The sequence below is a fragment of the Streptomyces sp. OZ13 genome, assembly GCF_052068155.1.
Lineage (GTDB): Bacteria > Actinomycetota > Actinomycetes > Streptomycetales > Streptomycetaceae > Streptomyces.
In genome coordinates, this window is the sequence record NZ_JBQHCZ010000050.1 from 1 (window position 1) to 998 (window position 998).

General features: G+C 70.9%; 1 protein-coding gene. It reads right to left on the reverse strand.

The window, feature by feature from the left end; all coding sequences use genetic code 11:
- A partial coding sequence (locus ACTMTU_RS36025) for a polyketide synthase dehydratase domain-containing protein (RefSeq protein WP_441267642.1) occupies positions 1 to 998 on the reverse strand: 998 nt, incomplete at both ends.

Genomic DNA, 998 nt, shown 5'->3' on the forward strand with positions numbered 1-998 from the left:
TCGTCCGCCACTCGCAGGGCCGATGTCAGGTCCTGGGTGTCGGTGTCGATCAGGCGGATCACCCGCTCCGGGTGCTCACTGCGCGCCGACCGCACCAGACCCCACAACGACGCCTGGCCCACGTCCGTGGCGTCCTCACCGACCGCGCCACAGGTCACCAACACGATCTCGGACACGGCCTCATCGGCCAACGCCTGCTGGAGTTCGGCCAGTCCACGCCCGGCGACCTCCGTCACCGAACCCGACCAGTTCCGCGCGTCGATCACCAGCCGCTCGGCGTCCTGTGCCTGAGAGCCGGCCGTGACCGGCTGGAAGTCCACCCGGTACAGGTGGTCCACGGACACCGACGCGGCGGCGCGGATCTGCTCCGCCGTTGCATCCCGCAGCAGCAGCCCTTCGACCGCCGCAATCGGAACACCGGTTTCGTCGGTCACCCGGATCCGGGCCGCCGAGCTCTCACTGTCCAGCTCGGCACGGACCCGCAGCACGGAGCCCGCCACCGCCTCGAGGCTCACCCCGGTCCACTCGAACGGCAGCAGCACGCTGTCTTCGGTGCTCTGCTCCGCCATGGCGGCCTTGAGCACATGCAGGGCGGTGTCGAGTAGTGCGGGGTGGATGCCGTAGCCGTCGGTCGAGACGCCCTCGGGCAGCCGCACCAGCCCATAGGCGGTGTCGCCGTCGCGCCACAGTTCGCTCAAGCCCTGGAACGCGGGGCCGTAGGCAATGCCCTGCTCCGCGAACCGCTCGTAGAAGCCGTCCAGGTCCACCCGCTGCGCACCCGTCACCGGCCACTGCGCCAACACCTCGAACCCGTCGGCTGCGGCGGCCGGTGCCTCGCTCAGCACGCCGGACGCATGCCGGACCCACTCGCTGTCCTCACCGCGCCGGCTGTAGAGCGCCACCGGACGACGACCATCCGGACCGGGCGCGCCCACCGTCACCTGAAGCCGCAGCTCACCCTCCTGCGGAACGACCAGCGCCTCCAGGAGCGTCAGCTC